Below are 14,449 nucleotides of genomic sequence, written 5' to 3'. Positions count from 1 at the left end.
TTTTTTTATGATATTTTTACCCCTTTAAAAAATATCATTTTGTTTGAAATAAATCCCCTTAATTTTATTTCACCGCAAATATGTACCTTTTTAAAAAGCCTAGAAACAGGAAAATTCCCTTTTACCTATCTTAAAAACCCCTTATTTCACAAAAAAACACAAATTTGTATATTTCTTTTATTTAATTTTTTGCCTAGTACCTCCTATCTATTTTTGCGGCAAATAATTATCAAATGAATAGACGAGACCTTTTAAAGTTGACAGATAAGTATCAGTCTCCTTTGTATGTTTACGACACTGAAAAAATCATTTCTCAATACAAGAAGATTACCTCTGCATTTTCAAAAGTGAAAAATGTAAAAATTAATTATGCAGTAAAAGCGTTATCAAACATTAATATATTAAAGGTGTTTAATAAGCTTAATAGCGGTTTAGATACAGTTTCTATTCAAGAAGTTAAATTAGGTTTATTAGCTGGATTTGAACCTCATGAAATTATCTACACTCCTAACGGTGTTTCTCTTCAAGAAATAGAAGATGTTGCTAAGTTAGGTGTTCAAATTAACATTGATAATTTATCTATTTTAGAATTATTCGGACAAAAGCATCCAACAATACCTGTATGTATTCGTATCAATCCACATGTTATGGCAGGTGGAAATAGTAAAATATCTGTTGGACATATTGATTCTAAATTTGGAATTTCAATTCACCAAGTACCTCATATAAAAAGAGTAGTTGAAAATACAGGAATGCATATTAATGGAATTCATATGCATACGGGTTCTGATATTTTAGATATTGATACTTTTTTACGTGCTTCTGAGATTTTATTTGACGTAGCTAAGCAATTCGAAGACATCGACTTTGTAGATTTCGGTAGTGGATTTAAAGTTCCTTACAAAAAAGATGATATCTCTACTAATATCGAAGAGTTAGGAGAAAAACTATCTACTAGATTTAATCAATTTTGTAAAGATTATGGTAAAGATGTTACCCTAATGTTTGAACCTGGAAAGTTTTTAGTTAGTGAAGCTGGTTATTTCTTAGCGAAAGTAAATGTGATTAAACAAACTACGTCTACTGTATTTGCTGGTATTGATAGTGGTTTAAATCATTTAATTCGTCCAATGTTTTATAACTCATACCATCAAATTGAAAACATCTCTAATCCGAAAGGAAGAGAACGTTTTTATAGTGTAGTAGGATATATCTGTGAAACAGACACTTTTGGTTCTAATAGAAGAATTAATGAAATTTCTGAAGGAGATATTTTATGTTTCCATAATGCAGGAGCTTATTGCTTTTCTATGGCATCTAACTATAACTCTAGATACAAACCTGCTGAAGTTATGATTTATAAAGGAAAAGATTACTTAATTAGAAAAAGAGAAACTATAGAAGATATTCTTAGAAATCAAGAAAATATCACATTATAATAAAAATTAAAAGCTCTGACCCAAAAAGGTCAGAGCTTTTTTAAAATATAATCAACCCCTCAAAGACTATATTTTAAAACGTTGTAATTAAAGTCCCCTATCTTTATTTACATTACAAATATCATTGAAATATTTTATAATTTTCATAGGAAAATCCCCTTTTCTATAAGAATAACACCCTAAATAACAAACAGCCTTTAATTTTGAAAGCCATTTTGTATTTAAATTAAGGTATATTAAAGTTTTAATTTAGAAAATATATCGTAATCCTAACTGCATTTGCCATCGAGATAATAAACTTGAACCATAACCAAACGTTTTGTTTGAGTTAGGTGTAAATAAATATATTGAAGCTTGTTAATAATCAGGTACATAACTAGTAGGGGCAACATCTGAAAATCTAATATCTCTATAATTTAAGAAATAAAAAAATCCGCTCAACTGAGCGGATTTATACTTTATTAACAAGTATTTATTTAGTTACTATTCAGCAACTACTTCAAATACGATGTCAGCTACAACAGTTCTGTGTAAACGTACAGCAGCGTTGTATTTTCCTAATCTTTTTACGTTACCTCCAGTAACTTTGATGAATTTCTTATCGATTTCAGTACCAGCTTTTACTAAAGCTTCTGCAACATCAATGTTGTTAACTGAACCAAATAATTTATCACCTGAACCTACTTTAGAAGCAATCTTTAATTCGTAACCTTTAATAGTTTCAGCTAACTTGTTAGCATCTTCAATTAATTTAGCTTCTTTATAAGCACGTTGCTTTAAGTTTTCTGCTAATACTTTTTTAGCTGAAGAAGTAGCTAAAATTGCATATCCTTGAGGTATTAGGTAGTTACGTCCGTAACCATTCTTAACAGTTACGATATCGTCTTTAAAACCTAAGTTTTCTACGTCTTGTTTTAATATCAATTCCATGTTTCTACTTCTTTATTATTTTAACATATCTCCAACGTATGGCATTAAAGCTAAGTGACGAGCTCTTTTGATAGCTTGAGCCACTTTACGTTGATATTTTAATGATGTTCCTGTTAAACGTCTTGGTAAAATTTTACCTTGCTCGTTTACTAAATACATTAAGAAGTCTGCATCTTTGTAATCGATGTACTTAATACCGTTTTTCTTGAAACGACAGTATTTAGCTTCTTTCTTAGTTTCAATATCAAGCGGAGTTAAGTAACGTACTTCCCCTTGCTTATTTCCTTTTGCTTGTTGTTCTATAGATGCCATTTCTTACTTTTTTGCAGATTTAACACGTTCTCTTCTCTTTTCAGCCCAAGCTGCAGCATGTTTGTCTAACTTTACAGTTAAATAACGCATAACGCTATCGTCACGTCTAAACTCTAATTCAAACGGAGCGATTGCTTCACCTGTTACTTTGTACTCAAATAAGTGGTAAAATCCACTTTTTTTCTTCTCGATTGGATAAGCTAACTTCTTTAAGCCCCAATCTTCTTTAGAAATCATTTCTGCACCTTTAGAAAGTAAGTAGTCCTCAAACTTCTTTACTGCTTCCTTTATCTGAGTTTCAGATAAAACGGGATTCAAAATGAAAACAGTTTCGTAATGATTCATAATTAAATTATTTAAAATTTATTTTTAAGCCTGCAAATATACTGCTTTTTACTGCATAAACAAACTCTTAACTTTAAATAATTTCATGATTTTGTGTATGTTTGTAACTAAACGAACTTATTTATGCAAATTCCTGAAATCCCTAACCTAATTCATTACGCTATTCCTTTCTTTATTTTAACAGTAATTATTGAAGTTATTTTAACCGTTAAAGTGAAATTAGAAGATTATGAATTTAAAGATGCTGCTACTTCAATTACTATGGGATTGGGTAATGTTTTTGTAGGATTGCTTACTAAAGGAATTATTTTAGGTGTATTTCTGTTTTTATATCAATATCGTTTATTTACCATTCCATTTGCTTGGTGGTCGTGGATTATCTTATTATTTGCTGAAGATTTTGCTTATTATTGGAATCACAGAATTGCACATGAAAGCCGTTTATTTTGGGCAAGTCACGTAGTACATCATTCTTCAACTAAATACAATTTAAGTACTGCCTTACGTCAAACATGGTCTGGAAGCTTTTATACCTTTATATTTTGGGCTCCGTTAGCCATTATTGGTTTTCATCCTCTAATGATACTAACTCAAATGAGTATTAGTTTACTTTATCAGTACTGGATTCATACTGAATTGATTGACAAAATGCCTAAATGGTTTGAAGCTGTTTTTAATACGCCTAGTCATCACCGAGTACATCATGCTACCAATCCACAGTATTTAGACAGAAATCACGCTGGAATTTTTATTATTTGGGATAAACTCTTCGGTACTTTTGAACCAGAAGTTGAAAAACCTGTATATGGTTTGGTAACAAATATTAACACCTATAACCCTATAAAGGTTGCTTTTATTGAATGGTACAACATGTTTACCGATGTATATAAAAGTAAAACTTCTATTGGAAAAAGGCTTTTATATTTTATAAAACCTCCTGGATGGAAACATGACGGAACAGGAAAACTTTCTACAGATTTACGCAGGGAATGGGAGAACAAACAAGAAAATAAAACTTAAAAAGAAAAAAACCTCCAGCTTTTTTTAAATGCTGGAGGTTCGAATATCATCTTTAAATGATATTTCAGGGGGACTTATACTGTAAAGTCAGCTCCTCTGAATTATACCGCAAATTTATACCTTATCTATAAATATTCTTACAGGAAAAAACCTAGATGTTACTAATTTTAAGATTATTTTAATATATAGTTAAGTGTTTTACCAGCTTACTTCTACTTCAACAACTACTGAATTAGAAAAACCTCTTATTAAATTGTTTCCGTTTAAAAATCAATAATTTTAAAAAAACAAACAATAACAACACCTAGTTTAGTACATTATTTTTAGTTCTTTCTCTATAATTATTATTTCTGCTTCTAGTAGTTATTATCGTTTATAAAAGCAAAAAACTAACCGTAAACATTTACTCTCAAAACTTGCTCAATATAATTCTTTGTACTACTTTTATTTTAGATCATAAAAACCCAATAAGAGCTTTTAATGTATGAGTTATAATGTAACGATAGAAGAAGAGAACAAAGAGATAGCTAGTAGGTATAAAAAATTATTAAAAGGTACGTATCAAACATTATCAGAAGACGATAAAAAACTGATTCGTAAAGCTTTTGATATTGCTGTAGAAGCACATTCTAAACAGCGAAGAAAAACAGGAGAGCCCTATATATACCACCCTATTGCCGTTGCCAAAATTGTTGCTGACGAAATAGGTTTGGGAGCTACTTCTATTGCTGCAGCCTTACTACACGATGTTGTTGAAGATACACATTATACGATTGATGATATGGAGCGTTTGTTTGGAGAAAACATTGCCCGTATTGTTAGTGGTTTAACTAAAATATCGAATTTAAAACAAGAGCAAGATTACTCCATACAAGCTGAAAATTTCAGAAAAATGTTACTCACATTACATGATGATGTTCGGGTAATTTTGATCAAAATTGCGGATAGATTGCACAACATGCAAACCATGGATTCGATGCCTCCTCATAAGCAGGTAAAAATAGCATCTGAAACCTTGTACATTTATGCGCCTCTTGCCCACCGTTTAGGTTTATACAACATTAAAACTGAGTTGGAAGATTTAGGTTTAAAATATACTGAGCCAGATGTGTATCAAGATATTTTAACTAAAATCAAAGAAAGCAAAGAAGATCAACAAAAGTATATTGATAGCTTTACTGGTATTTTAAAAGAAGCCTTAGATAAAGAAGGGTTTAATTACGATATAAAAGGACGTTTTAAATCAATTTTCTCTATTCGTAGAAAAATGCGTAAGCAAAACGTAACTTTTGACGAGGTTTACGACAAATTTGCTATTCGAATTATTTATGAACCTACTTCGGGTGATGAAAAATTCGATGCTTGGAAAATATACTCGATTGTAACAGACTTTTTCAAACCAAACCCTGCTCGTTTACGCGATTGGATTTCTCAGCCTAAATCTACAGGATACGAAGCTTTACACATTACCGTAATTGGTCCACTAGCAAAATGGGTTGAAGTACAAATCCGTTCAAATAGAATGGATGAAATTGCAGAAAAAGGATATGCTGCCCATTTTAAATACAAACAAGGAAATGTTCAAGAAAATGGTTTAGATGGTTGGCTAAACCGTTTAAAAGAAAGTTTAGAAAACCAAAGTTTAGATGCTGTAGATTTTGTTGAAGATTTTAAACTTAATCTCTATGCTAAAGAAATTTATGTTTTCACTCCTAAGGGAGAACTAAAATCACTTCCTAAAGGAGCTTCTGCGCTAGATTTTGCCTTTTCTGTACATACCGATGTAGGGTTAAAATGTCGTGGTGCAAAGGTGAATGGTAAATTAGTGCCTTTAAGTCATGAATTAAAAAGTGGTGATCAGGTAGAAGTTCTTACTGCTGCTAACAACAAACCGAATGTGCGTTGGTTAGATTTTGTGTTAACTGCCAGAGCACGTGCTAAAATTAAATCTGCCTTAAAAGCAGAAGAAAAGAAAATAGCTGAAGAAGGAAAAGCTATTTTACAACGTAAACTACGTCATTTAAAAATTAATTATAACGAAAAGGTAGTACATGAACTTGCTAGTTATTTCGGTTTAAAAACCAGCTTCGATTTATTTTATCGTATAGGTAATGGCGCTATAGACAATACACAACTTAAACAGTTTGTTGCTCAAAGAAGCAGTAGCTTTATGGGCTTTATCAAAAATACCTTCCGTAGAAATCCTTCTAAAGAAATTTTAGAAAAAGAAGAAGTTACTAATAAATACGATGCTTTAGTTTTTGGTAAAGAAGAACAAACGTTAGATTACACACTAGCAAAATGCTGTTCTCCTATTCCAGGTGATAAAGTTTTTGGTTTTGTTACTATTAATGAAGGAATTAAAGTTCATAAAAATGATTGCCCAAATGCCATTTCATTACAGTCAAATTACGCCTACAGAATCATGCCTGCAAAATGGATTGACTCTACTAAGCAAGAATTTACGGCTATTTTACACCTTTCCGGTATCGATAACAAAGGGATTGTAAATAATATTACCAAGATAATTTCTAACAGTATGGATGTTTTTATCCATAGTATTAACATCTCTGGAGATAATGGTGTTTTTGATGGAAAACTATCGTTAAGTGTAAAAAATAAAAACCAATTAGAGAAGTTAATAGGTAGCATGAAAAAAGTAGAAGGTGTACAAAAAGTTGAACGTGTTAATACTTTGTAAACATCATTTTAATATCGTTGTTTTTTTATCAAGAAATAAACGTAAATTTGCCCTTTAATTCAAATCGCAAATAAGCGTATGTGATTTTTATTAAAGATACATTTTAATAAGTACAAATATTTGAATCGTATATCTCACCTAGTGAGTAAAATTTTAAAATAAATGAGTAATTCAGCAGAAAATCAAGAAATTGTAAAAAAAGTGTTTACTTCTTTTTTAGAAGAAAACAAGCATCGTAAAACACCAGAACGTTATGCTATTTTACAAGAGATTTACGATGCTGACGAGCATTTTGATATCGAATCTTTGTATATTAAAATGAAAAACAAAAACTATCGTGTAAGTAGAGCTACGCTATACAATACGATGGATTTGTTATTAGATTGTGGATTGGTTCGTAAACATCAGTTTGATGGACAATCAATGGCGCGATATGAAAAAAGTTACTTCGACAAAAATCACGATCATGTAATTCTTACAGATACTGGTGAAGTAAAAGAATTTTGCGACCCACGAATTCAAATCATCAAAAAAACAATTGAAGATGTTTTTGATATTGATATTCACAATCACTCACTTTATTTCTACGGAACAAAAAGAAACAACAAATAAAAACATACACTTAACAACACACTAAATGGCAGTAGATTTATTACTTGGTTTACAATGGGGAGACGAAGGAAAAGGTAAAATTGTAGACGTATTAACAAAAAACTACGATATTATTGCTCGTTTTCAAGGAGGTCCTAACGCAGGTCATACTTTAATTTTTGACGGAAACAAGCACGTATTACACACAATTCCTTCAGGAATTTTTCATAAAACAGCTTTAAACGTGGTTGGTAACGGAGTAGTTATCGATCCTGTTATCTTTCAAAGAGAATTAGAAAATTTAGATACGCACAATATCGATTATACATCTAAATTATTAATTTCTCGTAAAGCTCATTTAATCTTACCAACGCACCGATTATTAGACGCTGCTTCTGAAACTTCAAAAGGAAAAGCAAAAATCGGTTCTACATTAAAAGGAATTGGACCAACTTACATGGACAAAACTGGTAGAAACGGAATGCGTGTTGGTGATTTAGAATTAGACAACTGGAAAGAAAAATACAGAGCTTTAACTGAAAAGCATTTAAGTATGTTAGCATACTTTGATGTACAAATCGATTACGATTTAGATGAGTTAGAAGCTGAATTTTCTAGAGGTATTGATAAATTAAAAACATTACAATTCATCGATTCTGAAGAGTTTTTAAACAAGGCTATAAAAGAAGGTAAAACTATCTTAGCAGAAGGAGCCCAAGGATCTTTATTAGATATTGATTTTGGTACGTATCCATTCGTAACTTCTTCAAACACTACCGCAGCTGGTGCTTGTACTGGTTTAGGAGTTGCTCCTAACAGAATTGGTGAAGTTTTCGGTATTTTTAAAGCATACACTACTCGTGTAGGTTCTGGACCTTTCCCAACTGAATTATTTGACGAAGACGGAGCTACTATGGCGAAAGTTGGTCATGAGTTTGGAGCTACTACAGGTCGTCCTCGTCGTTGTGGGTGGTTAGATTTAGTTGCCTTAAAATATGCTGTTGATGTTAACGGTGTTACCCAATTAATGATGATGAAAGGTGATGTATTATCTGGTTTTGACACTTTAAAAGTTTGTACTTCATACAACTATAAAGGTGAAGAAATTTCTCATTTCCCATATAACATCGAGCCAGAAAACGTAACGGTTAACTATACAGAGTTTAAAGGTTGGGAAGATGATTTAACAAAAATGTCTTCTGCTGATGAGTTACCTCAAAACTTATTAGAGTATATCTCTTTTATTGAAAAGGAAACAGGTGTGCCTGTAAAGATCGTTTCAGTTGGTCCTGATAGAAAACAGACAATTAACAGATAAATTCAAAAGGAGTTCTAAAGAGCTCCTTTTTTTTTATGATGATACAAGAATATTTAGACAATATTACAGCACAATTTAAATCGTACAAAGAAGTTGCTGATAAAACGATTGCTCAACTTGAAGAAAAAGATTTACACTGGAAGTATAATGAAGAAAGCAACAGTATAGCTTCTATCATTATTCATATGTCAGAAAATATGCTATCTCGTTGGACTGATTTTTTCACCTCTGATGGAGAAAAAGATTGGAGAGATAGAGATGCTGAGTTTCAGCCACAAAACTTAACTAAAGAAGAACTAATAGATCACTGGGAAAAAGGATGGAATTGCTTGTTCTCTGCCTTAAACTCTTTAAATGAAAAGAATTTTAATCACCCAATAGTAATCAGAAACAAACAAGTTAAATTAATTGAAAGTATTATGAGGCAAATAGCTCATTTTCCTTATCATATTGGTCAAATTGCTTATGTAGGTAAAATGATTTTAAATGATAAATGGCAAACAGCTTCTATTGCCAAAGGAAAGTCAAAAGAGTTTATACAAGCTCAATTTGAAAAAAACTCAAATTAAAAAGGGAAGTTAATCAACTTCCCTTTTTTTATTTCTTGCTATTTAAAATTTCCTCTCCAAATTTATTACACAATAAAAGTGTTTCTTTAATATCTTCCATCGTGGTTTTAGGATTAATTAAACACATTCTTAATACTACTTGCTTGTTAAGTATTGTAGTTACTAATAATGCTTCTCTAGAATCCATAATTCTTTGAGATATTTTCTGATTTAACTCATCTAATTCTTTTTCTGATAAGTTTAATCCGATAGGGTTGTATCTAAAATTAATAACCGCCAAGGTAGCTGGAGAAATAATTTCCCAGTTTCTACTTTTACGTAACATCTTTTCTACATCATCTGCTAATTGAATATTATAACTTACTGCTTCTTTAAAAACATTCAATCCGTAAGTTTTGATAGACATATAGAATTTCAATGCTCTAAAACGTCTTGTTAACTGAATTCCGTAGTCATAAAAGTTAATTTCAGATTCATTTCCTTCAATATCACGTAAATACTCAGGTTTTTCACTAAACGTATTACTTAACCAAGAAGAATCTTTTACTAATAAGCAACCTATTTCATAAGGTTGATAAAACCATTTATGTGGATCTACCGTCAACGAATCTGCTCGTTCTATACCTCGTAAAGCTTTAGCTCCTTTTTCAGATAAAATTGCTGCTCCACCATAAGCTCCATCAATATGAAACCAAAGGTTTTCTTCTTCACAAATGTCTGCAATATCATTTAAAGGATCTACAGTACCTGTATTTGTTGTACCTGCTGAAGCTATATAACAAAATGGTTGTAAGCCTTCTAATCTGTCTTTTGCTATCGCATTCTTTAACTTGTTGATACTAATTCTGAATTCGATATCTGTAGGTAAAACTCGAATTTGTTCTTTCTTAAATCCTAAAACGCGAATCGCTTTAATGTTTGAAGAGTGTGCTTGGTCTGACAAATAAATAACTGCCTTTGAAAAGTCATCTCCACACTTTAAACGTCTTGCTGTAGCCAGAGCGGTTAAGTTTGCCATCGAACCACCACTAGTAAAAATCCCACCTCCTTTTTCAACAGGGAAATTGTACATTTTAAGTAACCAGTTCATCGTTACAATTTCTAACTCAGCTGCCGCTGGAGAAACCATCCATCCACCAGAAAAAATATTGAATCCTGTAGCTAAACTATCAGCCATCGTACTAATAAAGTTACTAGGACCAGGTACAAATGAAAAAGCTTTAGGGTGCGAAACAACAGTACTATTAGGCATTACGTTATCCATCACAAAGTCTAACACTTTTTCAGCAGGCATACCTTCTGCAGGTGCTTCTTGTAAGAAAATGCTATCCATTTCTTTTCTGGTAGCACTTGCAACAGGTTTTTGCTTGTCTAAAGTATCCCAATGTTCAGCAATTATATCAACTATTTTATATCCGTAAGATTTCATCTCTTCTTTTGATAAATCAAAATGAGCGCTCATATCTTTATGTTTTTTTAATTTGCTACAAAATTAACCATTTACTAAAAGACAGCCTTTTATTTATCTTGATAATTTTATTTCTTTATTAAGATTTTTGGCATGTTCTTTTCATTATTTTTGTGCATTAAATCGTATTATTTTGAAAAAACTATTTCTACTAGCTTTTATATTATTCTCTGTTGTAAGTTTTTCTCAAACAAAAAAAATCAAAATCCTTTCTACTGAACTAAGTACCGCTGATGAAAGCAAGTACCCTGGGGCAACCTTGCTAATTGGTAAGGTAAAAATGTCTCACGAAGGTGCTACGCTAGATTGTCAAAGAGCCTTATTATATAAAGACAAAAACTTATTTAAAGCCATTGGTGAAGTAGTAATTGAACAAGGAGACACGATTATTCAATACAGTGATTTTGCTACCTATGACGGAAATACGAAAAAAGCGAAATCTTGGGGAAATGTAGAAATTAACGATAAAGAAATGACGCTAAAAACTGATACGCTTCATTTCGATAGAATCAATCAAATATTATATTATCCTAGTGGCGGAACGATTAAAGACACCAAAAACACGCTAAAAAGTGTAAAAGGAACCTATCTTTTAAGAGATAAAAAATTCACAGCACAATCTAAAGTAACGGTTGTAAACCCTGAAAATCATTTAGAATCTGATCATTTAGATTATTATACCAACACACAGTTAGCCTATTTATATGGGCCTAGTACCATTACCAATTTAAAAGACAGTACCAAAGTATATTCTGAAAGAGGTTTTTACGACACCAATACCGACATTTCTTACTTCGTAAAAAATGCCAAGTTATTCTTAAAAGAACGTACTGTTTCTGCCGACAGTTTATACTATGATAAACGAAAAGGCTTTGCTTCTGCTACTAACAACATCAAAGTGATTGATACTGTTCAGAAAATGGTTGCTAAAGGAAATTATGCAGAGTTATACGAGCAGAAAGATTCTTTATTCATTATTGATAGAGCCGTTGCTATTTCTGTTTTTGAAAAAGATTCAATGCACGTTGCTGGTGATAAAATTTTACTTACTGGAAAACCTGAAAAACGAATTGCACGTATTTTTAACAATGTAAAAATATTCAAATCGGACCTACAAGGAAAGTGCGATTCTATTCACACCAGCCAAGAAACAGGGCTAACAAGAATGTTTAAAAGACCTATTTTATGGTCAAAAAACAGTCAAATTACAGGAGACAGTATTCAATTATTAACCAATAAAGAAACCAATAAGTTAGATTCCTTAAAAGTACTTCAAAATGCGTTTATGATTCAACAAGATTCAATTCATAAAGAAAATTTCAACCAAATAAAAGGGCGAAATATTTATGGTAAGTTTGAAAATGATGAGCTACGCACGATGATGGTTATTGGTAATGCTGAATCGTTATACTTCAATAATAATGATGAAACGCATAAACTTGAAACCATTACCAAAGAAATAGCGAGTGATATTGAGTTTATTTTAGAAGACGGACAAATTGCACAAACTAAATACTTTAAAAAATCGGAAGGAACCACCTATCCTCCTTCTGAATTTCCTTCGGAAGAACATAAATTTAAAGGATTTATATGGCGTGGTGATGAGCAACCCTTAAGTGTTGAAGACATTTTTGTAAAAGACACCACTAACACTGCTCCAACAAGAGAAAAAAAGGAATTAGACGTTGTAAAAGAAGCAAAAGAAAACTTTTTAAAGGAATCTTCTAAAAAAGAGAGCAAAGAGCGAAAAAAACCAAATCTTAAAGAATTAAAATAATTCCTGTGAAAGACGATTTTTTAAAACACCAAGGACAAACTACCCCACATCCTTTAGCTATTGAAATTTCACATGCTAACGGTAGTTATATTTATGATAGCAACGGAAAAGCTATGTTAGACTTCGTTGCGGGAGTTTCTGCCAATAGTTTAGGGCATAATCATCCAAAGGTAAACGAGGCTATAAAAAATCAGTTAGCGCAATATACACACGTAATGGTGTATGGAGAATTCATTCAAAAACCACAAGTAGAATTGTGCAAAGCCTTAGCAGCGTCCTTACCTCCTAACCTTTCATCTGTTTATTTGGTAAATTCTGGTACAGAAGCTACTGAAGGTGCTTTAAAATTAGCCAAACGTTTTACTGGTAGAAGTGAAATTATTGCCGCTAAAAACGCCTACCACGGAAATACGCAAGGTGCTATGAGTGTTTGCGGAGCAGAGCAACAAAACCGTGCATTTCGTCCGTTAATTCCAGGAACTAAGTTTATTGAATATAACAACGAAGTAGATTTAGAAAAAATCACTACCAATACAGCAGGTGTTATATTAGAAACCATTCAAGGAGGTGCTGGATTTATCGAGCCACAAAACAACTACTTAACAAAAGTAAAACAAAAACAACGCTGTGAGGAGGTTGGTGCCTTGTTAATTTTAGATGAAATCCAGTCTGGAGTTGGACGTACAGGAACCTTTTGGGGGTTTGAAAATTACAACGTTACTCCAGATATCATCATTACGGGTAAAGGTTTAGGTGGTGGGATGCCAATCGGCGCTTTTATTGCTTCTTTTGAAGTGATGGATTGTTTAAAAGAACACCCAAAATTAGGACATATTACTACGTTTGGCGGACATCCTATAATTGCAAGTGCTGGTTTAGCTACCGTACAAGAAATCACCTCTTCTAACTTAATGAAAGAAGCCTTACGAAAAGAAAAGATTATTCGCGATGCCTTTAAAAATCATCCTGCGGTTAAAGAAATTAGAGGTAAAGGATTAATGCTTGCTTTATTAGTAGATACTCCTGAAGCTGCCTCACAAGTAATTTTAAACTGTTTAGACAAAGGCTTGATTTTATTCTGGTTACTTTTTGAAGGAAGAGCAATTCGTATTACGCCTCCACTAACTATTTCTGATGAAGAACTAAAAAAAGGGTGTGATCTTATTGTAAGTGAGTTGGATAAGTTATAATTTATCAACGATTCACCTCTATAAAATAGACAATTACAGAGAGAAATACTAACTTTAAAAAACTGGACTAGTACTTTTCATAAGATACTTTGTTAGCTGTAGTTTTTTAAGTCAAATATCCGTACAATGCATTTGTCAACTGGAGCTTTGTTCCATTTTAGGTCAAACACTATTTTATTATAGTTGATATTCTCAAAATAATTCCTAATGTCATATAAGTTTTTATTTAACAATTTGTCAAAAAGAGACTCTTCATTACATTGTTCGACCAGCACAAAATATTTTGGGAACTCCTTGTTTTCTATTTTTTTTAGTTTCTCAATATCTTTTATCCAGCTTTGAAATTGTCCTCTTTGATTATTATTCCAAGTATCTTTTCCATTTTTATCTAATCGTCTTACATCTCCTTTAAGATTAGAGTATCTCGCAGTTTTAATTTCCATCCAAGATTCTTTGTTAGAATCGTTCCAGAAAACTAAATCACATTCGATTTCAGAGTTTTTATCAAAATTCCTCTCGGCAGCAACAATATATCCTTGATTTCTCAAAGAACAGTAAATACTCGACCTAACTTGTTCCTCTTTTAGCAGTCTTTCGTTTGACCTCTCGTTTATCGATTGAAGGTCTTCCTTTAAATCTTTGAAGATTGTTTCAATTTTCATCTTTAATTACAGCTAACGTATCGTATAACCGTCAGTTACGGGTTTTAAATTACTGTTTTTCGGTTAAGCACAAGTCAGATTTTTAAATTTTGCTATTTATCTTTTTATATTGGAAATCATCAAATTT

At 31.8% G+C, this 14,449-nt stretch carries 13 protein-coding genes; 8 read left to right on the top strand and 5 right to left on the bottom strand.

All coding sequences use genetic code 11. The features are described 5' to 3' along the window. Positions 1-233 precede the first annotated feature (233 nt). A complete protein-coding gene (gene lysA / locus OU788_RS09845) occupies positions 234-1,439 on the top strand; it encodes a diaminopimelate decarboxylase (RefSeq protein ID WP_120186677.1) in 1,206 nt (401 codons plus the stop codon). Between the two features lie 483 nt (positions 1,440-1,922). On the opposite strand, the gene rplI is transcribed toward lysA, so the two are convergent. From rplI to rpsF, 3 genes are read right to left on the bottom strand one after another with little or no spacing between them, the layout of a single operon-like run. Further along, the gene (gene rplI / locus OU788_RS09840) at positions 1,923-2,369 is read right to left on the bottom strand and encodes a 50S ribosomal protein L9 (protein ID WP_274635017.1); all 447 of its coding nucleotides are present in this window, start codon (positions 2,367-2,369) and stop codon (positions 1,923-1,925) included. Between the two features lie 15 nt (positions 2,370-2,384). Next, positions 2,385-2,681 carry a 30S ribosomal protein S18 gene (gene rpsR / locus OU788_RS09835; protein WP_028892048.1) on the bottom strand — a complete coding sequence of 99 codons (297 nt, stop codon included), beginning with the start codon at positions 2,679-2,681 and terminating at the stop codon, positions 2,385-2,387. Between the two features lie 3 nt (positions 2,682-2,684). Beyond that, positions 2,685-3,026: a 30S ribosomal protein S6 gene (rpsF, locus tag OU788_RS09830; RefSeq protein ID WP_274635016.1), complete on the bottom strand. Its 342-nt coding sequence runs from the start codon at positions 3,024-3,026 to the stop codon at positions 2,685-2,687. A gap of 123 nt (positions 3,027-3,149) precedes the next feature. Between rpsF and OU788_RS09825 the strand changes: the two genes are divergently transcribed. The 5 genes from OU788_RS09825 to OU788_RS09805 all read left to right on the top strand — a co-directional run bounded on the left by OU788_RS09825 (position 3,150) and on the right by OU788_RS09805 (position 9,225). Next, entirely contained in the window at positions 3,150-4,046 is an 897-nt protein-coding gene (locus OU788_RS09825) for a sterol desaturase family protein (RefSeq protein WP_274635015.1), read from the top strand. 484 nt (positions 4,047-4,530) lie between these two features. Further along, the gene (locus OU788_RS09820) at positions 4,531-6,747 is read left to right on the top strand and encodes a RelA/SpoT family protein (RefSeq protein ID WP_274635014.1); all 2,217 of its coding nucleotides are present in this window, start codon (positions 4,531-4,533) and stop codon (positions 6,745-6,747) included. A 162-nt stretch (positions 6,748-6,909) separates the two neighbouring features. Then, positions 6,910-7,359 carry a Fur family transcriptional regulator gene (locus OU788_RS09815; protein ID WP_028892056.1) on the top strand — a complete coding sequence of 150 codons (450 nt, stop codon included), beginning with the start codon at positions 6,910-6,912 and terminating at the stop codon, positions 7,357-7,359. A 25-nt stretch (positions 7,360-7,384) separates the two neighbouring features. Next, on the top strand, positions 7,385-8,656 hold the full coding sequence (locus tag OU788_RS09810) for an adenylosuccinate synthase (protein ID WP_274635013.1): 1,272 nt from the start codon (positions 7,385-7,387) through the stop codon (positions 8,654-8,656). Positions 8,657-8,691: 35 nt separating this feature from the next. Further along, on the top strand, positions 8,692-9,225 hold the full coding sequence (locus OU788_RS09805) for a DUF1572 family protein (protein WP_274635012.1): 534 nt from the start codon (positions 8,692-8,694) through the stop codon (positions 9,223-9,225). Positions 9,226-9,253: 28 nt separating this feature from the next. On the opposite strand, the gene OU788_RS09800 is transcribed toward OU788_RS09805, so the two are convergent. Continuing rightward, positions 9,254-10,687 carry a pyridoxal phosphate-dependent decarboxylase family protein gene (locus OU788_RS09800; protein ID WP_274635011.1) on the bottom strand — a complete coding sequence of 478 codons (1,434 nt, stop codon included), beginning with the start codon at positions 10,685-10,687 and terminating at the stop codon, positions 9,254-9,256. Between the two features lie 139 nt (positions 10,688-10,826). Here OU788_RS09800 and OU788_RS09795 point away from each other — a divergent pair, with 139 nt between their 5' ends. Beyond that, entirely contained in the window at positions 10,827-12,470 is a 1,644-nt protein-coding gene (locus OU788_RS09795; RefSeq protein ID WP_274635010.1) for an OstA-like protein, read from the top strand. A 5-nt stretch (positions 12,471-12,475) separates the two neighbouring features. After that, positions 12,476-13,660, top strand: coding sequence for an aspartate aminotransferase family protein (locus tag OU788_RS09790; RefSeq protein ID WP_274635009.1), 1,185 nt, complete (start codon positions 12,476-12,478; stop codon positions 13,658-13,660). A 92-nt stretch (positions 13,661-13,752) separates the two neighbouring features. Here OU788_RS09790 and OU788_RS09785 read toward each other — a convergent pair whose 3' ends face one another. After that, positions 13,753-14,322: a hypothetical protein gene (locus OU788_RS09785; protein WP_274635008.1), complete on the bottom strand. Its 570-nt coding sequence runs from the start codon at positions 14,320-14,322 to the stop codon at positions 13,753-13,755. Between the last annotated feature and the right edge of the window lie 127 nt (positions 14,323-14,449).

It is taken from the genome of Tenacibaculum sp. L6 (assembly GCF_028823685.1).
Taxonomy (GTDB): Bacteria; Bacteroidota; Bacteroidia; order Flavobacteriales; family Flavobacteriaceae; genus Polaribacter.
Note: the sequence above shows the minus strand (reverse complement) of the source record. Positions and strands in the feature narration are given on the sequence as shown.

Excerpts from the sequence above, each read along its gene's own strand:
- rplI (WP_274635017.1), bottom strand. The coding sequence starts at position 2,369 with ATGGAATTGATATTAAAACAAGACGTAGAAAACTTAGGTTTTAAAGAC.
- rpsF (WP_274635016.1), bottom strand. The coding sequence starts at position 3,026 with ATGAATCATTACGAAACTGTTTTCATTTTGAATCCCGTTTTATCTGAA.
- OU788_RS09785 (WP_274635008.1), bottom strand. The coding sequence starts at position 14,322 with ATGAAAATTGAAACAATCTTCAAAGATTTAAAGGAAGACCTTCAATCG.
- OU788_RS09825 (WP_274635015.1), top strand. The coding sequence starts at position 3,150 with ATGCAAATTCCTGAAATCCCTAACCTAATTCATTACGCTATTCCTTTC.
- OU788_RS09810 (WP_274635013.1), top strand. The coding sequence starts at position 7,385 with ATGGCAGTAGATTTATTACTTGGTTTACAATGGGGAGACGAAGGAAAA.
- OU788_RS09820 (WP_274635014.1), top strand. The coding sequence starts at position 4,531 with ATGAGTTATAATGTAACGATAGAAGAAGAGAACAAAGAGATAGCTAGT.
- OU788_RS09805 (WP_274635012.1), top strand. The coding sequence starts at position 8,692 with ATGATGATACAAGAATATTTAGACAATATTACAGCACAATTTAAATCG.
- OU788_RS09815 (WP_028892056.1), top strand. The coding sequence starts at position 6,910 with ATGAGTAATTCAGCAGAAAATCAAGAAATTGTAAAAAAAGTGTTTACT.
- rpsR (WP_028892048.1), bottom strand. The coding sequence starts at position 2,681 with ATGGCATCTATAGAACAACAAGCAAAAGGAAATAAGCAAGGGGAAGTA.
- lysA (WP_120186677.1), top strand. The coding sequence starts at position 234 with ATGAATAGACGAGACCTTTTAAAGTTGACAGATAAGTATCAGTCTCCT.
- OU788_RS09800 (WP_274635011.1), bottom strand. The coding sequence starts at position 10,687 with ATGAGCGCTCATTTTGATTTATCAAAAGAAGAGATGAAATCTTACGGA.